This window comes from Pelomicrobium sp. P1, assembly GCF_052805615.1.
Genome location: NZ_JBRBEM010000001.1, coordinates 366,224 through 388,416 on the forward strand (window position 1 = coordinate 366,224; position 22,193 = coordinate 388,416).

A 22,193-nucleotide genomic window follows, 5' to 3' on the forward strand; every position below is an offset into this window, starting at 1 on the left:
TGGGTTTATTTAGCGTTACATCAAAGGAGGACCTCATCGTGCATGCGCTTGATCGCCTTTCTCCGCTCCTGGCCGGCCTTGGCCTTGCCGCCCTGATGGCCGCCACTCGCTATCACCATTTCGGCTCGGCGGTACAGCTTCCCGATGCGTCCTGGGCCGTGTTCTTCCTGGCAGGCATGTCCCTGCGCTCGGCGGGATGGTTTGCCGCGTTTCTCGCCGAGGCCGCCGCGATCGATTTTCTCGCCATCACCGTGGGTGGGGTGAGCGGCTGGTGCGTGACGCCCGCCTATCCGTTCCTCGCCTTTGCCTACGGGGCCCTGTGGCTCGCGGGGCGCTGGTGCGGGCGGGAAGGAATGGGCGGCAGCCGCGGGTGGGCGCGCGCAGCAGCGGCGCTTCTCGCCGGTGTTACCGCCGCCTTCCTGATCTCCAACGGGAGTTTCTACTTGCTTTCGGGTTACTTCCTGGAGCTGAGCGGATCGGAGTACGCGGCCCGCGTGGCCCGCTACTACCCGCGCTATGCGCTGTACGCTTTCTTCTATGCTGCGCTGGGCCTGGCCGGATACAGGTTCCTTCGCTGGCTTGCGCATCCGCGCCCGGATGGAGTAAACCAGTCCTCGTAACTCTGCTCTCCGCCATCGGCCATGCCGCAAGGCGCCCTTGAGTCTTCGCCCCAGACCGCTGCACTCCGGCACTGTCCGGCGCTGCTGGTGACCGCGCCGGCCTCGGGGCAGGGGAAGACCACGGCCACCGCGGCCCTCGCCCGCCTGCACTGCCGGCAGGGCCGGCGGGTGCGGGTGTTCAAGACCGGGCCTGACTTCCTGGATCCCATGATCCTGGAGCGGGCCTCCGGCGCGCCGGTGTACCCGCTCGACCTGTGGATGGTGGGGGAGGCGGAGTGCCGTCGCCGCCTGTTCGAGGCGGCAGGGGAGGCGGACCTGATCCTGGTGGAGGGGGTGATGGGGCTCTACGACGGGGAGCCCAGCAGCGCCGACCTGGCGATCGCTTTGGGCCTCCCGGTGCTGCTGGTGGTGGACGCTTTCGCCATGGCCCAGACCTTCGGTGCCGTGTGTTACGGCCTGGCCGCTTACCGGCCGGGGCTGCGGGTAGCGGGGGTTGTGGCCAACCGGGTCGGGGGGCCGCGCCATGGGGAGCTTCTGAAGGCGAGTCTGCCGCCCGGGCTTACGTTTTTCGGCGCGGTGACCAACCGGGCGGACCTGGCGCTTCCCGACCGGCATCTCGGGCTGTTTCAAGCCCAGGAGATCGGCGACCTGGACGCCCGGCTCGACGCGGCGGCGCAAGCCGTGGCGGCCACCGGGGCGGCGGAGCTGCCGGCGCCCGTGGCTTTTGCCAAGCCGGCGGATTCGGACGTGGAACGCCTCCTCGAAGGGGTGCGGATCGGGGTGGCCCGGGACGCCGGGTTTTCTTTTCTTTATCCAGCCAACCTGGATCTGCTACGCCGGCTGGGCGCCGAGCTCATCTTCTTCTCGCCCCTGGAGGATGACAACTTGCCGCCGGTGGACAGCGTCTGGCTGCCAGGGGGCTACCCGGAGCTGCACCTGGACCGGCTCGCCGGGAACGAAGGCATGAGGCGGGCGCTGCGAGCCCATCATGAGCGCGGAAAACCCATCCTCGCCGAGTGCGGGGGTATGCTCTACTTGCTGGAAGCTCTGACCCATGAGGGGCACCGGGCGCCCATGGCGGGCCTGGTGCCGGGCGAGGCGGTGATGCAGGAACGGCTCGCCGCCCTCGGCTTGCAAGAGGTGCAAACGCCGGAGGGCCCCGTGCGCGGGCACACGTTCCATCACTCCCGGCTCACCACCGGCCTCGAGCCCTGGGCGCGGGCCGTCACCCCCCGGGGCGATCCCGGGGAGGCGGTGTACCGGATCGGACGCCTCACCGCCTCCTACGTGCACTTCTACTTTCCGTCCAATCCGCGCGCCGTGGCGGCCTTTTTCAAGCCTTGAACGAAAATGGCCCAGGGCAAACCGCTCCCCAGCTCCCGCAACCTCGCCCGCGGCGCGGCAATCGGGGCGCGCCTGCCGAGCCGCATCGTGTGCATGACCGAGGAGACCACCGAGACCCTTTACCTCCTGGGGGAAGAGCACCGCATCGTGGGGATTTCCGGCTTCACCGTGCGCCCGGCCCGCGCCCGCAAGGAAAAGCCCAAGGTGTCGGCCTTCACCAGCGCCAAGATCGACAAGATCCTGGCCCTTGCGCCGGACTTGGTCTTCGGCTTTTCCGACCTCCAGGCCGACATCGCCGCCGAGCTCATCCGCCGGGGCGTCAACGTCTGCATCTTCAACCAGCGCTCGGTCGAGCAGATCCTGTCCATGATCGCCACGGTGGGCGCGATAGTGGGCGCCCGGGAGAAGACCGAGGAGCTGATCCAGAGGCTGGAGGCAGGCATGGAGGAGGTCCGGCGGCAAGCCGGCGAGCTTCCCCGCCGCCCGCGGGTTTACTTCGAGGAATGGGACAACCCCCAGATCTCGGGCATCCGCTGGGTGTCGGAGCTGATCGAGATCGCCGGCGGCATCGACTGCTTCCCCGAGCTGGCCCGGCGCCCCATGGCCCGGGATCGGGTGATCGCCGACTCCCTGGAGGTGCCGCGGCGCGCGCCGGATATCATCATCGGCTCCTGGTGCGGCAAGAAATTCCGTCCCGAGCAGGTGGCGGCGCGCCCCGGGTGGCAGGACGTCCCGGCCGTGCGGCACGGGCATCTCTACGAGATCAAGTCGGCGGACATCCTGCAGCCGGGACCGGCGTGCCTCACCGACGGGCTGCGCCAGGTGCACCGGATCATCCGGCGTTGGGCAGGAGCGGTGACGTGAGCGACCGGCACCGTTACAGCGACGGGGACATCGAGGCGGTTTATCGGGTCATCGCCGAGCGGCGGGACGTGCGCCACTTTCTCCCCGATCCCGTGGACCCGGGGCTTCTGGCCCGGCTCCTAGCGGCGGCCCATCTCGCCCCCAGCGTGGGGTTCATGCAGCCGTGGCGCTTCGTGCGGGTGACCGACCGGTGCTGCGGGCCGGGATCCACCGGCTGGTGGAAGAGGAGCGCCAGCGCACCGCCGAAGCGCTGGGAGAGCGCAGGGACGAGTTCATGCGGCTGAAGGTGGAGGGCGTGCGCGAATGCGGCGAGCTGCTGGTGGTGGCCTTGATGGCGGGGCGGGAGCGGCACGTGTTCGGGCGGCGCACCCTGCCGGAGATGGATCTCTGTTCGGTCGCTTGCGCGATCCAGAACCTCTGGCTGGCAGCCCGGGCCGAGGGCATCGGCGTGGGCTGGGTTTCCCTGTTCGATCCGGACGCCCTCGCCCGATTGCTGGCGATGCCCGAAGGAAGCCGACCGGTGGCGATCCTGTGCGTGGGACACGTGGAGGCGTTTTACGAACGGCCCATGCTGGAGCGGGAGGGCTGGGCCCGGCGCGTTCCGCTGGAAGCGCTGGTGTACGAGAACGCGTGGGACCGATCCGCGGAAAACGCAGCGAAGGAGAACCCGATGAGGGAAAGCGGCGAGAAGCCGGATCTGTATGAGCGCCACCGCTGGCGCATGGCACGCAAGAAGGCGGTGGTGGACGCGAAGATCGCGAAGGCCGGTGAGGACCGGGGTGTCGTCGTCATCGCCACGGGAAACGGCAAGGGCAAGTCCAGCTCGGGCTTCGGCATGGTGGCCCGGGCCCTGGGCCACGGCATGCGGGTGGGCATCGTGCAGTTCGTGAAGGGCCGCTTCGCCACCGGCGAAGCGGCTTTCTTCCGCCGCTTCCCCGAAGTGGATTACCACGTGATGGGCGAGGGCTACACCTGGGAGACCCAGGACCGGGAGCGGGACATCCGCGCCGCCCGGGCCGCGTGGGACAGGGCCCGGGCCATGCTGGAGGAGGCGTCGTACCAGCTCGTGCTGCTGGACGAGCTGAACATCGTGCTCAAGTACGGCTATCTGCCGGTGCAAGAGGTGATCGCGGCGCTCAGGGCGCGGCCGACCATGCAGCACGTGGTCATCACCGGACGCGGGGCGAAGCCCGAGCTCGTCGCCGTGGCCGACACCGTGACCGAGATGCAGGCGGTCAAGCACGCCTTCGAGGTCGGGGTCAGGGCCCAGAAGGGCATCGAGCTGTGATGCAGACGGCCTTCGTCGCCCTCGCCGCGGTGTTGCTGGACCGCCTGCTGGGGGAGCCCCGGCGCTTCCATCCGCTGGTGGGGTTCGGGCGGCTGGCCAGCGGCATCGAACGCGCCCTCTACGGCGGCGCAGAGGCCGCGCCCTCGGCGCGGCGCTGGCGCGGCATGGTGGCGCTGGCGCTCGCGGTCCTGCCGTTCGTCGCCGCGGCGTGGTGGGCGGCGGCCCAGGGGCCCTGGATCGGCGTGGCCGCGGAAACCGCGTTGCTCTATCTCGCCCTCGGCGGCAGAAGCCTGGAGGAGCACGCCCAGCGCGTGGCGGGCGCCCTGGAGGCGGGGACGCTCGAGGACGCTCGCCGGCGGGTTGGGGACATGGTGAGCCGGGACACGGGGGCGATGGAGCCCGAGGACGTGGCGCGGGGAGCGGTGGAGTCGGTGCTGGAGAACGGCAACGACGCCGTCTTCGGCGCCTTGTTCTGGTACGCGCTGGCCGGGGCGCCCGGCGTGGTCCTGTACCGCCTTGCCAACACCCTGGATGCCCTGTGGGGCTACCGCACGCCGCGGTATCTTCATTTCGGCTGGGCAGCGGCGCGGCTGGACGATGGGCTCAATTACCTGCCGGCGCGCCTGACGGCCCTCACCTACGCCGCCCTTGGCCGGTTCGAGGGCGCGATGCGCTGCTGGCGGGCCCAGGGACCCGCGTGGGACAGCGTCAACGCGGGCCCCGTCATGGCGGCGGGCGCCGGCGCCCTGGGGGTGAAGCTGGGCGGTCCGGCCCAATACCACGGGGCGCTGAAAATACGCCCGGCTTTGGGTGAAGGAAAAGCTCCCGGCGTAGCCGACATTGCACGAGCGACGGCCCTGGTCCGGCGCGGCACCTGGCTGTGGCTGTGTGTCTTAATGACAGGAGCATGGATCAATGCTTGAGCACGGCGGCCAACTGCGCCGGGCGGCGCAGCGCTACGGCATTCCGCTGCGGCAGTGGATCGACCTTTCCACCGGAATCAATCCCCGGGGATGGCCGGTCGCCGCCGTGCCCGCCGAGTGCTGGCGGCGGCTGCCGGAAGCGGGGGACGGGCTGGAAGAGGCGGCCCGGGCCTATTACGGCGCGTCTTCCCTGCTGCCCGTGCCCGGCACCCAGGCGGCGATCCAGGCGCTGCCGCGGCTGCGGCCTCCGGGACGCGTGGCGGTGCTGGAGCCGGGTTACGGCGAGCATCGCCGAGCCTGGGCCGCGGCGGGGCATGACGTGATCGGCGTCTCGGCAGCCGATTTGCGCGCCGGCGTGCCGCCGGTGGACGTGCTGGTGCTGACGAGCCCCAACAATCCCACCGGCGAACGTTTCGGCCGCGAGGCCCTGCTGGCTTGGCGTAAGACGCTGGCGGCTCGGGACGGCTGGCTGGTGGTGGACGAGGCCTTCATGGACGCGACTCCCCAGGAAAGCCTCGCCCCGGTCAACCATTGGCCGGGCCTGGTGGTGCTGCGCTCCCTGGGGAAGTTCTTCGGCCTCGCCGGCATTCGAGCGGGCTTCGTGCTGGGTGAACCCAGGCTCCTGACGAGGCTGGAGGAAGCGATGGGGCCATGGGCGGTAGCCAACCCGTCCCGTTACGTGGCCGCCGCGGCGCTGGCGGACACCGGCTGGCAGCAGAAGACGCGCCGCATGCTGCCCGCGGCGAGCGAGCGGCTGGCCCGACTGCTCGCCGCTTCGGGCCTCGCGCCTGCCGGAGGCACCGCCCTGTTCCAGTGGGTGAAGACGCCCCGCGCCGCGGAAGCCTGGGAATTCTTCGCACGGCGGGGCATCCTCGTGCGCGCCTTCGCCGATCCGCCGGGGCTGCGCTTCGGGCTTCCCGCCGGCGGCGGCCCGTGGGAGCGCCTGGCCCTCGCGCTGGATGAATGGGCGCGCGCCGCGCCCCGTCTCGAACGGGCGGCGAGATGACGGGAAAGAGCTGCATGGAGATTCTGCGGCGTTGGGGGTGGGCCCTGCTCGCATGGGTCCTCGCGGCGGCCGCCCAAGCCGAGATCGTGGTGCGCGACGACGTGGGAAACGAAGTGCGGCTCGCCCAGCCCGCGCAGCGCATCGTGAGCCTGGCGCCCCACGCGACGGAACTGCTGTTCGCAGCCGGTGCCGGGCGCTCCGTGGTGGGTGCCGTGCAATGGAGCGATTACCCGCCCGATGCGAAGAAAATCCCCCGGGTGGGCAGCTACGTTTCCCCGGACCCGGAACGCATCATGGCCCTCGCGCCGGACCTGGTGGTGGGCTGGGCGAGCGGCAACGACCCGCGGTTGCTGGGGCAGCTCCGCGACCTGAAGCTGACCCTTTACGTGACCGAGATCCGCACCTTCGAGCAGGTGGCGACCAATCTCGAGCGCCTGGGAGCCTTGGCGGGGATCGGGGCGCAAGCGCAGAAGGCGGCGGGCGCTTTCCGCGACCGCTGGCGCCGGCTCCAATCCCGCTACGGGGGCGAGCCCAGGGTTTCGGTCTTCTACCAGATCTGGGACAGGCCCCTCATGACCGTGAACGGGGAGCATCTCATCAGCCGCGTGATCGAGCTGTGCGGCGGGACCAACGTGTTCGCTTCGGTCCACACCCTCACGCCCATGCTCAACGTGGAGTCGGTGCTGGTCGCCAACCCCCAGGTGATCGTGGCCGGGGGCATGGGGGAAGCCTACCCGGAGTGGCTGGAGGGGTGGCGGCGCTGGCCCCAGATCGAGGCGGTGAAGCAGGGCAACCTGGTGTTCGTGCCTTCCGATCTTCTGCAGCGGCCCACGCCCCGCATCCTGGACGGCGCCGAACGGCTGTGCCAGGCCCTGGACGCGGTGCGCAGCCGCAGCGCCCACGCGCGGAAGTGATAGCCCGGGGGCCGAGATTTCTTAACCACAGAAAAAAATTGAAACGCAAAGCTGTAGGGTGTGTTGAGCGCAGCGAAACGCACCGATCAGCCGCCGGCAGGACGGTGCGCCGAGGCGCATTCTACCCAAACGGAAACCATAGGATGACGTCATGGCGCATACGCTGATGATCCAGGGCACCACCTCGGACGCGGGCAAGAGCACCCTGGTGGCGGGCTTGTGCCGGGCCCTCGTCCGGCGCGGGGTGCGGGTGGCGCCGTTCAAGCCCCAGAACATGGCGTTGAACAGCGCTGTTGCCGCGGATGGGGGCGAGATCGGCCGGGCCCAGGCGGTGCAGGCTCAGGCCGCGGGCGTGGCCCCCACCACCGACATGAACCCGGTGCTCCTCAAGCCTAACACGGACGTGGGCGCCCAGGTGATCCTCCAGGGGCGCGCCATCGGCACCATGGACGCCCTGGGCTACCACGCCTACAAGGCCCGGGCCCGGGCGGCAGTGCTGGAATCCTTCCGTCGTCTGGCCGCGCAATACGAGGTGGTGCTGGTGGAAGGGGCGGGCAGCCCCGCCGAGATCAACCTGCGGGACAACGACATCGCCAACATGGGCTTCGCCGAGGCGGTGGACTGCCCGGTGCTTCTCGTGGCCGACATCGACCGGGGGGGCGTGTTCGCCCACTTGGTGGGCACGCTTGAGCTGCTTTCCCCCTCGGAGCGGGCGCGGGTGCGGGGATGGGTGATCAACCGCTTCCGCGGCGATCTCAAGCTGCTGGAGCCCGGCCTCCATTGGCTGGAGGGCCGCACCGCCCGCCCGGTGCTGGGGGTGCTCCCGTACCTGCACGGGCTGCACCTGGAGGCGGAGGATGCGATCGATGATTCCCAGCCCACCAAGGACACAGGCGCGCTCAAGCTCGTGGTGCCGGTCTTTCCCCACATCAGCAACCACACGGATCTCGATCCCCTGCGACTGCATCCCCGGGTGGACGTGCGTTTCGTGGGCACCGGTGAACCGGTGCCGCCGGCGGACTTGATCGTCCTTCCTGGCAGCAAGAGCGTGCGCTCGGACCTCCAATGGTTGCGGGAGAACGGCTGGGAGCGGGCCATCTATCGCCACCTGCGCTACGGCGGCAAGCTCATCGGCATCTGCGGCGGCTTCCAGATGCTGGGCCGGGCGATATCCGATCCCCTGGGACTGGAAGGCCCGCCCGGCGCGAGCCCCGGGCTCGGGCTCCTGGACCTGGTCACGGTGCTGGAAGCGGAAAAGCAGCTCGCCAACGTGCGTGGCACGCTGATCTTCGGCGACGCCCCCGTGACCGGCTACGAGATCCACTGCGGCGTGAGCCGGGGAGCTGCCCTTGCGCGGCCGCTGGTGCGGCTCGACGGCCGCCATGACGGCGCCATCTCGGAGGACGGCCAGATCCTCGGCACCTACCTCCACGGCCTGTTCGAGTCCCGTCCCGCCTGCGACGCCTTGCTCGCCTGGGCGGGCGTGCAAGCACCCGAGACGCCCGATTACCCCGCCCTGCGGGAAGCGGCCCTCGACCGGCTGACGGACGCGTGCGAAGACCACCTGGACATGGCGCGGATCCTGGCGATCCTCGGCCTGGACTCCGGCACGGGCGCAGCGGCGGCGAAGTGAAGACGCTGATCCTCGGCGGCGTGCGCTCGGGCAAGAGCCGGCTGGCGGAGCGGCTGGCGCGCGACAGCGGGCTCCAGGTGATCTACGTGGCCACCGCCACGGCGGGGGACGAGGAGATGGGCCGGCGCATCGAGGAGCATCGCCGGCGGCGGCCAGCGGAGTGGGTGACAGTGGAGGAACCCATGCGGCTCGCCCGGGCGCTGGTCGCCCATGGTCGCGAAGACCGCTGCCTGCTGGTGGAGTGCCTCACCCTGTGGCTCACCCACCTGCTCTGCAGCGCCGAAGCGGAGGCGCTCGCCCGGGAGCGCGAAGCGCTCCTCGCCGCGCTGCCCGGGCTTCCGGGCCAGGTGATACTCGTCGGCAATGAGACCGGCCTGGGGGTGATCCCCGTCGATGCCCTGTCCCGGCGCTATTGCGACGAAGCGGGGGTGTTGCACCAGCGCCTCGCCGCCCTCTGCGACCGGGTGATCCTCACCGCGGCGGGGCTGCCCCTCACGCTGAAAGGGCCGGCGCCGTGAGGCGAGCCGTGCCCGAGGCTCGCCGATGGGGTTCCCGACATCGTTTTCGAGATCCCGTTTGACGAGGAATCGATACGTGTCATCGTCATGGATCGACGCTCCGGCCGCGCCGGTGGATCGCGGCGCTCAAGAAGCGGCGCGGCTGCGCCAGTCCCGCCTCACCAAGCCCCCCGGCGCCCTGGGGCGCCTGGAGGAGCTCGCCGTGCGCCTGGCGGGCCTGCAGGGGCGGGAGCGGCCGTCGGTGGAACGGGTGCGCATCGCCGTGTTCGCCGCCGACCACGGCGTGGCGGAGGAGGGTGTCTCCGCCTTTCCCCAGACGGTGACGGTGGAGATGGTGCGCAACTTCGCCCGGGGCGGCGCGGCCATTTCGGTGCTGGCGCGGCACCTGGGCGCCGAGCTGGAGGTGGTGGACGTGGGCACGGTGCGGGATCCCGGACCGCTCCCCGGCGTCGTCTCCTGCCGGGCCGGTGCGGGGACCGCCAACTTCTGCCGGCAACCCGCCATGTCCGCCGCCCAGCTCGGGATCGCCCTGGAAGCGGGCCGCGCCGCGGCGCTGCGGGCCCGGGAGGCGGGCGCGGCGCTTTTCATCGGCGGCGAGATGGGCATCGCCAACACCACCGCCGCCACGGCCCTCGCCTGTGCGCTGCTCGACGAGGCGCCCGAGCGCCTGGCCGGCCCGGGCACGGGGCTCGACGCGGCCGGCGTCGCCCGCAAGGCGGACGTGGTGGGGCGGGCCCTGGCGCTCCATCGTGCCGGGCTGGGCGATCCCCTGGAAGTCCTGCGCTGCGTGGGCGGCTTCGAGATCGCGGCCCTCGCAGGCGCCTACGTGGCCTGCGCCCAGGCGGGGCTGCCGGTGCTGGTGGACGGCTTCATCGCCACCTGCGCGGCCCTCGTGGCGGTGCGCCGCTGCCCGGGCGCTGCGCCATGGTTGCTCTATGCCCATGCCTCCGCCGAGCCCGGCCATGGGCGCCTGCTCCAGGCGCTGGCGGCCGAGCCGATCCTCCACCTGGGCATGCGCCTCGGGGAGGGGAGCGGGGCGGCGGTGGCGGTGCCCATTCTGCGGCTGGCCTGCGCCCTGCACGCCGAGATGGCCACCTTCGCCGAGGCCGGCGTCTCGGAGAAGGCCCGGTGACGCCTGGAAAGGGGTGGATCGACCTGCTCCGCCACGGGGAGGCGGAGGGCGGGCCCCGGTATCGGGGAAGCACCGATGACCCGCTCACGGCCGCCGGCTGGCAGCAGATGGAAGCGGCCGTGGAAGGACAGGGACCCTGGGACCGGATCGTGACCTCGCCCCTCGCCCGCTGCGCGGCCTTCGCCCGGGCACTGGCGGCGCGGCAGGTCGTGGCGCTCGTGGTGGACGAGCGGTGGCGGGAGATCGGTTTCGGCGCCTGGGAGGGGCGGACCGCCGAGGCGCTGATGGCCGAGGACCCCCAGGCCCTGGAACGGTTCTGGCGCGATCCCCTGGCCCATCCGCCGCCGGGGGGCGAGCCGGTGCCCGCGTTCCGGGACCGGGTGCTGGCCGCGTGGCGCGAGCTGGTTTCGCGCTGCCGCGGCGAGCGGGTGTTGATCGTCACCCACGGCGGGCCGATCCGGGTGGTGCGGGCCCATCTCGCGGGCCGGTCGGCTGCGGACGGGTTGGCGATTCCGGTGCCACTGGGGCACCGGGTTCGATGGCAACCGGAAGTGTCCGGCGAGCTTTCCGGACCCCCGCGCCGCGGATCGTCTTGAGCGATGCTCCAGCCGTTCCTGATCGCGCTCCAGTTCCTGACCCGCCTGCCCGTCACGCAGGGAGATTGGCGGGAGGAGGACGTGGGCCGCTCCATCGCCTGGTACCCCGCCATCGGGCTCCTGCTGGGGGGCCTGCTGGCGGGCTTCGGCTGGATACTGCAAGGCGCGTCCCCCGGCGTCGCCGCGGCCCTGCTCCTGGCCCTGTGGGTCGCGGTCACGGGGGCCCTGCACCTGGACGGCCTGGCCGACAGCGCCGACGCCTGGCTGGGGGGTCACGGCGACCGCGACCGCACCCTGGCCATCATGAAGGACCCGCACCGAGGCGCAGCGGCGGTGGTGGCGGTGGCGGTGGTGCTGATCGCCAAGTTCGCGGCCCTGGAGGCCGCGATCGGGAACGGTGCCTGGCTCTGCCTCGCCGTCGCTCCCTTCGCCGGCCGGGCCCTGGTTCCCGTGCTGTTCCTGACCACACCCTATGTGCGCCCAGGGGGCCTGGGTAGCGCCCTGGCGGCCCATCTGCCGCGGCGCCAGGCCATCGTCAGCACCGGTGCGGCCGTGGTGGCGATCCTGGTGCTGAACGCGGGACGCGGCTTAGTGATTGTGGCGATAGCCGGCCTTGTATTCGCCCTGCTGCGCTGGCTCATGATGGCGCGCCTCCAGGGCACGACCGGCGACACCGCCGGCGCGCTCATCGAAATCGCCGAGGCCGCGGTGCTGATGGCGGCCGTGACGTAGGCCCACCATGTTCGACACCCTGCACGCGCCTTTTCGCGTGACGCTCGCAAGCGGCGCGCTGGTGGTCGAACTCGGCGCTTGTCGCCCGGTCCTGTCCAGCGCTCCCTACCGGGGCGGGCGGGTGCGGAGCCGATTCTGGGTGAACCACTCCGTGGGGCTCGATTTCTGCGAGGCCGACCTCCAAGGCTGGATCGCCGCCCGGCTGGCGTCCCTGGGGCTTCCCGCGGAGGAGACCACCGGCTGCCTCACCGCGGCCCGGGTGGAGCGCTACGGTGAAGGAAGCGCGGCGCGGGACGGGTTTCGCGCCTGCGCCCTGGTGACCGCGGGCCTGGGCAACCTCTCCGCCCCGGGGCTGAGCCCCGTGTTCGAGGGGACCGTTCCCCACACGATCAACGCGTGCGTGATCGTGGAAGCCGCACTGCCCGAAGCCGCTCGGGTGGAACTGGTGCACTTGATCGCCGAGGTGAAGGCCCGGGCGCTCGCCGGGCTGCGCACGCCCGATGGCCATCCGGCCACCGGCACCAGCACCGACACGGTGACCGTGGCGCTCGCCCCGGGCCCTTCGGCCCGGTACGCGGGCGCCGTTACGCCTGTGGGCTGGTGCGTGGCGCGGGCGTTCGAGCAGGCGCTCCAGCAGGCGCGGGAGCGCTCGCGAGCTCTGAGGTGAGCGATTCGCGTTCGCGAGAAGGCGGCCCGCAATCGGTCGTTCAAGTTGAAGTGGGTCACGGTGCGCGGGCGGCTGCGCCCGGGGGTGGAATTGACGGACCGCGATGCCCTTTACGAGCGCATGGAAGGGCGCGCTTGATCGCGATCGATTGAAGGCGGTCCGGGCTCGGGCATGACCAGGTGCCGCAGGCGCCGGACCCCGGCCCACACCAGGGGCACCACCACCAGGAGGCTTCCCGCCTGGAGCAGCTCAGGGTCAAGGCCCGGGAAGAAGTTGGCAAGACCTTTGAAGCCGTACCCCAGTAACCCGATGGCATAGTAGCTGATGGCCACCACCGAGAGGCCCTCCACCGTCTGCTGCAGCCGGAGCTGCAGTTGCGCCCGGCGGTTCATGGAGCGCAGCAGGTCCCGGTTCTGGGCCTGGAGGGCCACATCTACCACGGTACGCAGGGAGTTGCCCGCTTGGGCGACCCGCACCGCCAGGGCGTTGATCCGGGCGCTGACCGACTCGCAAGTCTCCATGGCTGGGGCGAGCCGCCGGTCCATGAACTCGCTCCAGGTTTGGAGCCCCTCGATGCGGCTCTCCCGCAGCTCGGCGATGCGCCGGCGCACCAGGCTGTAATAGGCCCGGGCGGCGCCGAAGCGATAGCTGGTCTGGCTTGCGAGCCGCGCCGTTTCCGCGTCCAGGCGGGTGAGCGCCGCGAGCAGCGCCTGTTCCGTCTCCAAGTCCTTGACCTCGGCGATCTGGCCGGTGAGCCCGGTCAGCTCCAGCTCCAGCTCCCGCAGCCGGGGACGGATTTTCAGCGCCAGGGGAAAGGCGAGCAGGGCCGCCGTGCGGTAGGTTTCCACCTCCAGCAGCCGCTGCACCAGCCGGCCCGCCTGGCGGTCGTTGAGCCCCCGGTCCCGGGCCAGGATGCGGACGAAGCCGTCCGCATTGAGCCGGAAGTCGCTCCAGGCGATAGCTTTGCCGCCGGCCATGAGGGAGCCCACGTAGCGGTCGGAGCCGCACAAGGCTGCCAGGTTCGCCGCATCCCGCTCTTGCGCGGCGGCGTTCTCCAGGGCGAGATGCACCGCCACCAGGAGCTGGCCCGGCAATTGACGCAGCCAGTCCGCCGGGACGTGGGCGATGGCCGGATCCCGGAACGGCTCGGCGAAGGGTCTTTGCCGGTAGAAGGTGTAGGTGGTGAACTCAGTGTGTCGCTCCCAGCGCACGAGCGCTTCCCCCAGGTCGGCCACATGGTAGTTTGCCGCCGGCGCTGGCGGCGCGGTGCCGAAGCGGCGACACAGCTCGGCGAGATGCTCCCGGTTGCGCTCGTTTTCCAGCTCGCCGGAAAGCACCGCGAGGTGGGAAGCCTCCAGGGGCGCGCGCAGCGCCATGAAGGGCCGCGCGTGGAGCTCGTTCACCAAGGCTTCCCGCTCGGGCAAGGGATTCAGCAGCCAGGCGGAATAGGGGTGGGGCGCGTCCAAGGTCCTGTCCTCCGGGAGGGTCGGCTTCCCGGCGAAGGATAGCAGAGCCCCGGTCCCTGGCGCAGGCCGCGACGCCTCAGGCGGTGTAATCGGGATCGACCCCGGCCAGGAGCCGCTTCAGCGCCTCGAAGTGGAGGATCGCATAGCTGTCGGTGGAAGTGAATTCCTGGAAGGTGCGGCGGGCGATCTCGTCCGGCACGCGCCTCAAGGGCAGCCCCGTGGACAGGGCCAGCACCTGGGCCTGGGCCGCCCGCTCCAGGTAGTAGAGGTCGTCGAAGGCGGCGGCGACGCTCTTCCCCACCACGATGACGCCGTGATTGGCGAGGAAGAGGACGCGCTTATCGCCCAGCGCGGCGGCGATGCGGTCCCCCTCCGATTCGTCCAGCGCCAGCCCGTTGTAGGCGTCGTCGTAGGCGATGTCGCCGTAGAAGCGCAGGGCGTTCTGCCCCGCGGGGAGAAGCTCGCCGCCCTCCGTCATGGCCAGCGCCGTGGCGTAGGGCATGTGGGTGTGGAGCACGCAGGCGGCGCGGGGGTTGCGGCGGTGGAGGGCGGTATGGATGCAGAGCGCCGTCTTCTCCACCCGGCCTTCCCCCTCCAGCACCCGGCCCTCCGCGTCCACCAGGAGCAGGCGGCTCGCGGTGATCTCGCGCCAGTGGAGGCCGAACGGGTTGACGAGAAAACGATCGGCCGCGCCCGGGGCTTTGACGCTGAAGTGATTGCACACGCCTTCGTGGAAGCCCAACGCCTCGGCCGCGCGCAGGGCGGCGGCGAGATCGATGCGCGCCTGCTTCAACGGATCACCCACCGGCGGCGTCCTCCGGCAGGATCTTGCCCGGGTTGAACAGGTTGTCCGGGTCCAGGGCTCGCTTGATGGCGGCCATCAGGTCCACGGCATCCCCCAGCTCCTCCCGCAGGTAGTCGCGCTTGCCGACGCCGACGCCGTGCTCGCCGGTGCAGGTTCCGTCCAGAGCCAGGGCCCGCTCCACCAGCCGGTGGTTGAGGGTTCGCGCTTCCCTGAGGTGCCCGGAGTCCTGGGGATCCACCAGGACGATCAAGTGGAAGTTGCCGTCGCCCACGTGACCGAAGAGAGGCACCGGCAGGGGCGTCCGGGCGATGTCCTCCAAGGTGGTCTCGATGCATTCGGCCAGCCGCGAAATGGGAACGCACACGTCGGTTACCAGGGCCCGGCGGCCGGGAACGAGCTGCAGGCAGGCGAGGTACGCCTCGTGCCGGGCTTTCCACAGGCGGCTGCGCTCTTCGGGCCGGGTGGCCCATTGGAAATCCACGCCGCCGTGCTCCCGGGCGATGGCCTCTACGGCGCGGGCCTGTTCCGCCACCCCCGCTTCGGTTCCATGGAATTCCAGGAACAGGGTGGGCGCCTCCCGGTACCCGGTTTTTGCGTAGCGGTTGACCGCCTGCATGGTCAACGCGTCCAGCAGCTCGCTGCGGGCGATGGGAATGCCCGACTGGATGGTCTGGATCACCGTGGCGACGGCGGAGCTCACGCTGGGGAAAGGGCAGACGGCGGCGGAGATGGCCTCGGGCACCGGGTGAAGCCGCAGGCTCACCTCGGTGATGAGCCCCAGGGTGCCCTCGGCGCCCACGAACAGGCGCGTGAGATCGTAGCCCGCGGCGCTCTTGCGGGCGCGCCGGGCGGTGCGCACCACCCGGCCGCTGGCGGTGACCACGGTGAGCCCCAGCACGTTCTCCCGCATGGTGCCGTAGCGCACGGCGTTGGTGCCGGAGGCGCGGGTGGAGGCCATGCCGGCCAGGGTGGCGTTGGCGCCGGGGTCGATGGGAAAGAAAAGCCCCGTGTGCCGCAGATGGTCGTTCAATTGCTCCCGGGTGACGCCGGCCTGCACCGTGGCATCCAGATCCTCGGGATGCACCGCCAGGATGCGATCCATGCGGGTGAAATCCACGCACACGCCCCCATGGGTGGCGAGGACCTGGCCCTCCACCGACGTGCCGGCGCCGAAAGGCACGATGGGTACCCGGTGGCGACGGCAGGCAGCCACGATGGCCTGTACCTCTTCCGTGCTCTCGGGAAACACCACCGCGTCGGGCGGGCGGGGGGCATGGTACGACTCGTCCTTGCCGTGATGGGCGCGAACCGCGGCCGACGTGGAGAGACGGTTGCTCACGATCGCACGAAGGTCGTCGAGAAGATCGTCGGGAAGCGGAGTTGAACGGCCCATGGATAGGTCTCGCGGCAACATGGGACGATTCTAAACGCAAACGGAGCTCAATGCTTGAGCCCGTGTTTGGCCATCAGGCGGTACAGAGTCATGCGGCAGGGTCAAGCTTGGCGGGGCCTGGGGCATCGTGCAGGAGTGCACCAGCGCATCCGGGAAAAATCCCAGCAATTTCTCAAGCGGCTTTTCCACATCCCTATTCGTTTGGCATGAGGCAAGCGTTTTCGCGCTGGAAGATGTCGCAGGTCTGTTACACTTTCGTTCGTCTACCCCGCCAACGGGACGGACCCGCTGGGCGCCGTTCCGGCGCTCGCACCGGCACAGAGGGGCAACGCTCGGCCGGGGATCTGTTCCTTGTCCCGGCGGCGGGCAGGCCTATACTCCTGATTCCATGAGCGCGTCCTTGCCAGAGGTGAGAAACGTGAGAGGATCCTGGCGCACCCCCGCCGTCGCCCTTCTCTTCGGGGGCGTGATCCTGACCCTTTCCCTGGGCATTCGCCACGGGTTCGGGCTGTTTCTCCAGCCCATGAGCGGCGAGTACGGCTGGGGCCGGGAAGTGTTCGCCTTCGCCATCGCGCTCCAGAACCTGGTCTGGGGCCTGGCGCAGCCCTTCGCCGGCATGGTGGCCGACCGGTTCGGGACGGGGCGGGTGCTGGCCGCGGGCGGCGTGCTCTATGCCCTGGGCCTGGCCCTGATGGCCTACTCGGACAGCCCGCTCACCCTTTCCTTGAGCGCCGGGCTGCTCATAGGGCTCGGGCTCTCGGGTACGGCCTTTTCGGTGGTCTACGGAGCCCTCGGCCGGGCCTTTCCGCCCCACAAGCGCAGCATGGCCTTCGGCATTGCCGGGGCCGCCGGTTCCTTCGGCCAGTTCATCATGCTGCCGGTGGAGCAGTCCTTGATCGGGGCGTTGGGCTGGTTCGAGGCGCTCTTGATCCTCGCCGTCCTGGCGGCGTTCATGGCGCCCCTCTCCGCGGCCTTGGCGGAGCGCCGGGACGGCGGGACCGCTGGCGCCCTTTCGGGGCAGACGATGCGGGAGGCCCTGGTGGAGGCGGGCGGGCACTCGGGTTTCCGGCTTCTGTGCTTCGGCTTCTTCGTGTGCGGTTTTCAGGTGGTGTTCATCGCCGTGCATCTTCCGGCCTTCTTGACCGACCAGGGGCTGCCTGCCCGGGCGGGGATGATGGCGCTGGCCCTGATCGGGCTGTTCAACATCGTGGGCACCTACGCGGCCGGGTGGCTGGGCGGGCACTACCGGAAGAAATACCTCCTGGCGGGCATCTACCTCGTCCGGGCGGGGGTGATCTCGGTGTTCCTGCTCGTCCCCATCACCGAGGTTTCCGTCTACCTGTTCGCCGCCGGAATGGGGCTCCTGTGGCTGAGCACCGTGCCCCTCACCAACGGGGTCGTGGCCCAGATCTTCGGCGTAAAATATCTCTCGACCTTGTTCGGCTTCGTGTTTCTCGGTCATCAGGTGGGAAGCTTCATGGGTGTGTGGCTGGGCGGTTTTCTGTTCGACCTGACTGGCACCTACGACGCGGTCTGGGCCATCACCATCGGCCTGGGGGTGCTGGCGGCCCTCCTGCACTGGCCCATCGACGACCGGGAGCTGAGACCCGCCTCTTTCGCCGGAGCGCCAGTGAAATGACTTCGAGGCATGGGGAAGTCTTCGGGCTCCCGCGGGCTATGAAAACCGCACTGGACGGGAGCCCCTGGGCCTGGGTGGCGGTGGCGCTGGTGGCGGCGCTCACCACCCTCGGGGTGTGGGCCTTCCGCGGCTACCTGGACCCCGACGCCCTTTTGTGGTTTTCCAACCTGCGGCTGTGCTGAAGCGGTCCGGGGTGCCGGCCCACGCGCCTCGCCGCCGGAGCGGCCTACCAGTAGTTCTCCACGGTGATCTGGCCGGGGTCCTTGCGCCGGTTTTTCTTGAAGCCCCGGGCCTCCAGCACGGCACTGGTGTCGCTCACCATGTCCGGGTTGCCGCAGATCATGACCTGGGAGCCTTCGGCGGCGAGGGGCACGCCCGCCCGGGCTTCCAGCCGCCCGTCCTGGATCGCCTGGGGAACCCGGGCCTTGAGGGCGAAGTCCGTATCCTCCCGGGTGACGAAGGGCACGTAAACGAACTGGCTTCCCCGCCGCTCGGCGATGGCCCGCACCGTCTCCTGGTAGGTGAGCTCCTTCGCGTAGCGTACCGCGTGGGCCAGCACCACCTTCTTGAATCGCCGCCAGGGTTCCTCCGTCTTGCAGATGGAGAGGAACGGGCCGAGGGCGGTGCCGGTGGAGAGGAGCCACAGGAAGTCCGCGTCCTGGATGTCAGCAAGGGTCATGAAGCCCGAGGCCCGGGGAGCGATCCAGATGGGATCTCCCGTACGCAGCTTCACCAGCCGCTGGGTGAGGGGGCCGTTCTCCAGGGTGATGAAGTAGAACTCATGGGGCCGTTCGAAAGGGGCGTTCACGAAGGAGTAGGGGCGGACGATCATCTCGCCATCGTCTCCGGGAAGCGCCAGGCGCCCGAATTGTCCCGCCCGGAAGGGCTCCACGGCCGCCTCCACCTGGATCGAGTACAGCCGCTCGGTCCAGGGCTTGAGGGTCACCACCCGCCCTTCGACGAACTTGGCCGCCGCTGGGCGGTGCCCGGTCGCTTGCGATTTCGCCTGACTCACCGTGCCTTTTTCGGCGTCGCTGGCCATCGCGCCCGTTCGGTTCATCGGGTTTGGGTCTTGGGGCCCTCGCCGCCCGCCCGGCGGGTCGAAGCCCCTTGGATTAAAGCGCCGACCTTCTCCAGCGCGTCCGGGTCGTCCCACTCCTTGGCACCGAAGAGGGAGTAGCGGATCCGGCCTTCCGCGTCCACCACGAAACTGGTGGGAAAGGCCCGCACTTTCCACGCCCTCAGGGCGGCGCCGTCCTTGTCCAGGAGGATGGGGAAGCGGACCGGTACCTCCTTGAGAAAATCCCGGACCTCGGCCTCGGTTTCGCCCATGTCCACCGCCAGGATGGTGAACGGCCGGCCGGCGAGCTTGTCCTGGAGCCGCTGCATGGAGGGCATCTCCGCGCGGCAGGGCGAGCACCAGGTGGCCCAGAAGTTGACCAGCACCACCTGGCCCCGGTAGTCCTCCAGGCGATGCACGCGCCCGTTCAGGTCCGGCAGGGCGAGGGGCGGGGTTTCGCCGGTGTGGGGCTTCAACTCCCGCCCATCGGCGATGTCCGCCAAGGGCAAGGCGAGGAGCAGGATCATCCATGCGACGGGCTTCCTCATGACGGATTCCTCCCGTTGATCTTTTTCCACGCCGACTCCAGCACCGCGGGAAGCCTGGCGGCCATGGCCTGCTCGTCCTCGGTGGCGTCCTCGCGGAAGTAGAAGCGGTCCCGCACCGTCTGGAGGTAATAGACGTACACCGGCGCGCCGTGGCGTGCGAGGCGCGCCTTCAGCTCGTCCACCCACCAGTACCAGGGCGACAGGGTGGGTTGGATGATGGCCACGGGGAGGTGGTTCGCCGTCGCGGCCGGGACGTAGCGCGGCTCCTCGCCGGGATCGGGCGTGGCGGCGTAGAAGTTGGGAGACAGTAGAATGGTCCCCTTGAGCATGGAGGCCGAAGCGCCTGCCTCCCGGCGCCAGAGGTCGGCGGCCTCCAGGGCGAGGACCGCTCCCCGTTCCTCGGCGATCAGCACGACGGGCTTCAAGCTCTCCACGGCCTTGGCGAGCACCGCCACGGCATCGGAGGGGGGGATCTGGTCCATCTGGCTGGGCACGGCCGCAAGGAATCGGGCGGCGTGCAGGTCGGCGAGCCACACCTCGAAGCCCCGCCCGGCGAGGGCCCGGGCCGCTTCCCGGTCCCCGGCGGTCAAGCCGTGCTCGGAGGGCAGCCATAAGGCGATCACCGGCCCCGAGCCCTCCCGCGTCACCGGGATGGCGGTGCCGTCCACGGCCCGAACGTGGAGCGTTTCCGCGTGGCCGAGGGCGGAGAGCAGGGCCAGCGCGAGAACCCACAGCGACCGGCGGATCGGATGGGATGGGATCATGGCGCGAAACATAAAAATGGGAATTTTACGCTATCCGACCCCTGGACCCGGGGGACGTTCATTTCAACGGCAACGGTTCCATGAAATACCCGAGCCGGTCGTGCCGGATCGCCTCGGGTTGTACGGTGAGCATGGAGGGGATCACTGGGCGCTTGAGGGCGATGCGATCGTCGTGGACCTCGAGATAGGCGTCGGCCACGTCGCGCCCGCGCTCGTCCCGCACTTCCAGAAATCCCGAGCGGCCCCGACGCCGGGCGAACACGGTGCCCGCCGGCAGCTCCTGGAAGTTCATGCGGTCCAGGTCGGGCGGGAAGCACAGATCCCCGTCGCAGTCCCCGAAACCGAAGGTCACGTGGCGCGGCACGGTGACGCTCGCCACGGTATGGAACAGTTGCACGTCGCCCGGGCGGGGTGGATGGCCCGGCACCTCCGCCAGATGCAGGCAGGCGTCCACGAACTCGGCGGCGTGCTCGATGCCCGCCGCGTCGCCGATCTTGCCGCACTCGCAGGTGACCGCCGGGCCCAGGGCGGAAAAGGCGGCCGACTGCACCCCCAGGGGGCGCAGGAAATAGACCACCGTGCGGCTGAACAGGGAGGCCAGATGGAGCCAGGGCGGATCGAGGCGGTTCACGCACGCATAGTGGGGATTGACGCCGCTGTTGTTGTGCAGATCGATGCTCGCGAACACGCCCCGCTGGCCCATGAGCTCCACCACCCGCGCCAGCACGGCCCGTTCCCTGGGATGATCCGTCCCCTCGGCGCCGGGCCAGATGCGGTTGTAGTCCGGGCCCCCGGGCAGCAGGCGCACCCCGTACTGGGCCGCGGCCACGTTGCCGATGAAGATGGAGAGGGCCCGGGGAAGCCCGTGGCCGGCGTGCCGGGCCAGCACCCGCTGGAGGGCGTGGAGCCCCACGGTCTCGTCCCCGTGGAGCAGGATGGAGACGAGCAGTGGCGGCTCGCGCCGGCCCGGCAGGTGGATCAAGGTGGCGTTGGGCACCAGGCGGTGGAGCTCGCGGGCGCGTACCGAGAGAAAACCCTCCGGGAGCGAGCCCAGCACCGTCGGCTCCGCTGGCCCGGAGTCCGCCTGGACGGCGCCGGAAACTTCGTTCAAGACGTCAGACATCCCATTCGTGCACCGGGCGGCCCGATTCCTGGCCCTCCAGGTAGGCCGCCACCAGGGCGTGGAAGTCTGCCCCATGGCGTTCCACGAAGGCCCGCTGCCAGGCGGCGCCGGTGCGCCCGCTGGTGGCCCGCGCCTCCACGATCTTTAGCAGCTCCTCCGCCAGGGACCGCTCGACGTGGAGCTGGGCGAGCCCGTAAGCCGCCAGCGGCAGGAGGCTGTCCAGACCATGGTGCCGACAGGTTAACATTGGTGAAGCGGCGGGCACAGCCCGGGAGGGGCGCCTCCCGGCGCATCGAGGTCGGTGAACCCGGAACGCGAAACGGACTCTATCCTATGGCAATGCCAGCATAATCCCGATTCTAAGGCCGATCGATGCCTCCGATCACGCAAACCCTCATCATCGTCAACGCGGCGGTTTTCCTGCTCCAGCTTGCGACCGGGCATCAACTGGTGGCCTCCTTCGCCCTGTGGCCCCTCGCCGGCGATCCCTCCTTCGGGCCCGATCCGGGCGGAGGATTCCGGGTCTGGCAGCTCATCACCTACAGCTTCCTGCACGGCGGCATCGCGCATCTGTTCTTCAACATGTTCGCCCTCTATATGTTCGGCTCCGAGCTGGAGCGCCTGTTCGGCCCCCGCTTCTACCTCACGTTCTACCTCGCCTGCGTGATTACCGCCGGCATCGCCCAATTGCTCGTCGCCGCCATGACCAGCGCGCCGCCTTACCCGACCGTCGGCGCCTCGGGGGGCGTGTTCGGATTGCTCCTCGCCTTCGGCATGTATTTCCCGCGCCGGACCATCATGCTCATCTTTCCCCCGATCCCCATGCCGGCGTGGCTGTTCGTCACCTTGTACGGGTTGCTTACCCTGTACATGGGGGTCACCGGCGCCCAGCCGGGCGTCGCCCATTTCGCCCACCTGGGGGGCATGCTAGGGGGCTATCTGATGATCCAGCACCGTCGCGGGCGATTTCCCTTCGGCGGGCGGCGGAGGGGGTGACGAATCTTCTCGGGGGGCAAGAACGGCTGGAGACATCGGTCCCGGCGCGACTTCGTCCGTCGGGCCTTATCCCGCTCCCCAGGACGGTGGGGCGGTAGCCGGTGAAAGACCTGCGGTCCCGGCCGAAGGGAAAGACGCGACCGCAAGGCTCGTTTCGCAAGC

Annotated in this window: 24 protein-coding genes and 1 pseudogene; 17 read left to right on the top strand and 8 right to left on the bottom strand. The window is 70.1% G+C overall.

Features of this window, described 5'->3' with window-relative positions:
* Positions 1–38 precede the first annotated feature (38 nt).
* From ACUVYZ_RS01805 to ACUVYZ_RS01870, 14 genes and pseudogenes are all read left to right on the top strand, one after another.
* Positions 39–620 carry a hypothetical protein gene (locus ACUVYZ_RS01805; protein WP_439932720.1) on the top strand — a complete coding sequence of 194 codons (582 nt, stop codon included), beginning with the start codon at positions 39–41 and terminating at the stop codon, positions 618–620.
* Between the two features lie 21 nt (positions 621–641).
* Positions 642–1,964 (top strand): cobyrinate a,c-diamide synthase, encoded by a 1,323-nt coding sequence (locus ACUVYZ_RS01810; RefSeq protein ID WP_439932721.1) that lies wholly within the window; start codon positions 642–644, stop codon positions 1,962–1,964.
* A gap of 93 nt (positions 1,965–2,057) precedes the next feature.
* Positions 2,058–2,828 carry an ABC transporter substrate-binding protein gene (locus ACUVYZ_RS01815; RefSeq protein ID WP_439932788.1) on the top strand — a complete coding sequence of 257 codons (771 nt, stop codon included), beginning with the start codon at positions 2,058–2,060 and terminating at the stop codon, positions 2,826–2,828.
* Between the two features lie 92 nt (positions 2,829–2,920).
* Positions 2,921–3,390, top strand: a pseudogene (bluB, locus tag ACUVYZ_RS01820) (5,6-dimethylbenzimidazole synthase); the annotation flags it as partial.
* Between the two features lie 108 nt (positions 3,391–3,498).
* Positions 3,499–4,116: a cob(I)yrinic acid a,c-diamide adenosyltransferase gene (cobO, locus tag ACUVYZ_RS01825; protein WP_439932789.1), complete on the top strand. Its 618-nt coding sequence runs from the start codon at positions 3,499–3,501 to the stop codon at positions 4,114–4,116.
* On the top strand, positions 4,116–5,039 hold the full coding sequence (cbiB, locus tag ACUVYZ_RS01830; RefSeq protein ID WP_439932722.1) for an adenosylcobinamide-phosphate synthase CbiB: 924 nt from the start codon (positions 4,116–4,118) through the stop codon (positions 5,037–5,039). Before cobO ends, cbiB begins: the two co-directional genes overlap by 1 nt.
* Complete coding sequence (cobD, locus tag ACUVYZ_RS01835) at positions 5,032–6,045, top strand: threonine-phosphate decarboxylase CobD (RefSeq protein ID WP_439932723.1); 1,014 nt, start codon at positions 5,032–5,034, stop codon at positions 6,043–6,045. Before cbiB ends, cobD begins: the two co-directional genes overlap by 8 nt.
* 14 nt (positions 6,046–6,059) lie before the next feature.
* Positions 6,060–6,959, top strand: coding sequence for a cobalamin-binding protein (locus tag ACUVYZ_RS01840; protein WP_439932724.1), 900 nt, complete (start codon positions 6,060–6,062; stop codon positions 6,957–6,959).
* A gap of 151 nt (positions 6,960–7,110) precedes the next feature.
* Positions 7,111–8,592 carry a cobyric acid synthase gene (locus tag ACUVYZ_RS01845; protein WP_439932725.1) on the top strand — a complete coding sequence of 494 codons (1,482 nt, stop codon included), beginning with the start codon at positions 7,111–7,113 and terminating at the stop codon, positions 8,590–8,592.
* Positions 8,589–9,110 (top strand): bifunctional adenosylcobinamide kinase/adenosylcobinamide-phosphate guanylyltransferase, encoded by a 522-nt coding sequence (gene cobU / locus ACUVYZ_RS01850; protein WP_439932726.1) that lies wholly within the window; start codon positions 8,589–8,591, stop codon positions 9,108–9,110. Before ACUVYZ_RS01845 ends, cobU begins: the two co-directional genes overlap by 4 nt.
* A 76-nt stretch (positions 9,111–9,186) precedes the next feature.
* Positions 9,187–10,242, top strand: coding sequence for a nicotinate-nucleotide--dimethylbenzimidazole phosphoribosyltransferase (cobT, locus tag ACUVYZ_RS01855; RefSeq protein ID WP_439932727.1), 1,056 nt, complete (start codon positions 9,187–9,189; stop codon positions 10,240–10,242).
* Positions 10,239–10,838 (top strand): histidine phosphatase family protein, encoded by a 600-nt coding sequence (locus ACUVYZ_RS01860; protein ID WP_439932728.1) that lies wholly within the window; start codon positions 10,239–10,241, stop codon positions 10,836–10,838. Before cobT ends, ACUVYZ_RS01860 begins: the two co-directional genes overlap by 4 nt.
* Positions 10,839–10,841: 3 nt before the next feature.
* Positions 10,842–11,570, top strand: coding sequence for an adenosylcobinamide-GDP ribazoletransferase (locus ACUVYZ_RS01865; protein ID WP_439932729.1), 729 nt, complete (start codon positions 10,842–10,844; stop codon positions 11,568–11,570).
* Positions 11,571–11,577: 7 nt separating this feature from the next.
* Entirely contained in the window at positions 11,578–12,237 is a 660-nt protein-coding gene (locus ACUVYZ_RS01870; RefSeq protein WP_439932730.1) for an adenosylcobinamide amidohydrolase, read from the top strand.
* A 110-nt stretch (positions 12,238–12,347) separates the two neighbouring features.
* Here the strand turns inward: ACUVYZ_RS01870 and ACUVYZ_RS01875 are convergent, their stop codons facing one another.
* From ACUVYZ_RS01875 to ACUVYZ_RS01885, 3 genes are all read right to left on the bottom strand, one after another.
* A complete protein-coding gene (locus ACUVYZ_RS01875) occupies positions 12,348–13,703 on the bottom strand; it encodes a DUF3422 family protein (RefSeq protein WP_439932731.1) in 1,356 nt (451 codons plus the stop codon).
* A 76-nt stretch (positions 13,704–13,779) separates the two neighbouring features.
* Positions 13,780–14,508, bottom strand: a complete 729-nt coding sequence (locus ACUVYZ_RS01880; protein ID WP_439932732.1) for an aldolase — start codon at positions 14,506–14,508, stop codon at positions 13,780–13,782.
* The gene (locus ACUVYZ_RS01885) at positions 14,501–15,922 is read right to left on the bottom strand and encodes an FAD-linked oxidase C-terminal domain-containing protein (RefSeq protein ID WP_446033018.1); all 1,422 of its coding nucleotides are present in this window, start codon (positions 15,920–15,922) and stop codon (positions 14,501–14,503) included. Before ACUVYZ_RS01885 ends, ACUVYZ_RS01880 begins: the two co-directional genes overlap by 8 nt.
* Before the next feature lie 397 nt (positions 15,923–16,319).
* Between ACUVYZ_RS01885 and ACUVYZ_RS01890 the strand changes: the two genes are divergently transcribed.
* Both ACUVYZ_RS01890 and ACUVYZ_RS01895 read left to right on the top strand, forming a co-directional pair.
* The gene (locus ACUVYZ_RS01890; RefSeq protein ID WP_439932734.1) at positions 16,320–17,540 is read left to right on the top strand and encodes an MFS transporter; all 1,221 of its coding nucleotides are present in this window, start codon (positions 16,320–16,322) and stop codon (positions 17,538–17,540) included.
* A 38-nt stretch (positions 17,541–17,578) separates the two neighbouring features.
* Complete coding sequence (locus ACUVYZ_RS01895) at positions 17,579–17,722, top strand: hypothetical protein (protein WP_439932735.1); 144 nt, start codon at positions 17,579–17,581, stop codon at positions 17,720–17,722.
* A 44-nt stretch (positions 17,723–17,766) separates the two neighbouring features.
* Here ACUVYZ_RS01895 and ACUVYZ_RS01900 read toward each other — a convergent pair whose 3' ends face one another.
* The 5 genes from ACUVYZ_RS01900 to ACUVYZ_RS01920 are packed head-to-tail and all read right to left on the bottom strand — an operon-like array spanning position 17,767 to position 21,282.
* Positions 17,767–18,582 (bottom strand): ferredoxin--NADP reductase, encoded by an 816-nt coding sequence (locus ACUVYZ_RS01900; protein WP_439932736.1) that lies wholly within the window; start codon positions 18,580–18,582, stop codon positions 17,767–17,769.
* 14 nt (positions 18,583–18,596) lie between these two features.
* Positions 18,597–19,148 (bottom strand): TlpA disulfide reductase family protein, encoded by a 552-nt coding sequence (locus ACUVYZ_RS01905; protein ID WP_439932737.1) that lies wholly within the window; start codon positions 19,146–19,148, stop codon positions 18,597–18,599.
* Positions 19,145–19,912: a hypothetical protein gene (locus ACUVYZ_RS01910; protein WP_439932738.1), complete on the bottom strand. Its 768-nt coding sequence runs from the start codon at positions 19,910–19,912 to the stop codon at positions 19,145–19,147. The genes ACUVYZ_RS01905 and ACUVYZ_RS01910 overlap by 4 nt, the downstream gene beginning before the upstream one ends.
* A gap of 58 nt (positions 19,913–19,970) precedes the next feature.
* On the bottom strand, positions 19,971–21,035 hold the full coding sequence (locus ACUVYZ_RS01915) for a M14 family metallopeptidase (protein ID WP_439932739.1): 1,065 nt from the start codon (positions 21,033–21,035) through the stop codon (positions 19,971–19,973).
* Positions 21,028–21,282: a hypothetical protein gene (locus tag ACUVYZ_RS01920; protein WP_439932740.1), complete on the bottom strand. Its 255-nt coding sequence runs from the start codon at positions 21,280–21,282 to the stop codon at positions 21,028–21,030. Before ACUVYZ_RS01920 ends, ACUVYZ_RS01915 begins: the two co-directional genes overlap by 8 nt.
* A gap of 125 nt (positions 21,283–21,407) precedes the next feature.
* On the opposite strand from ACUVYZ_RS01920, the gene ACUVYZ_RS01925 reads away from it, so the two are divergent.
* Positions 21,408–22,031, top strand: coding sequence for a rhomboid family intramembrane serine protease (locus ACUVYZ_RS01925; protein WP_439932741.1), 624 nt, complete (start codon positions 21,408–21,410; stop codon positions 22,029–22,031).
* The last annotated feature ends 162 nt before the right edge of the window (positions 22,032–22,193 follow it).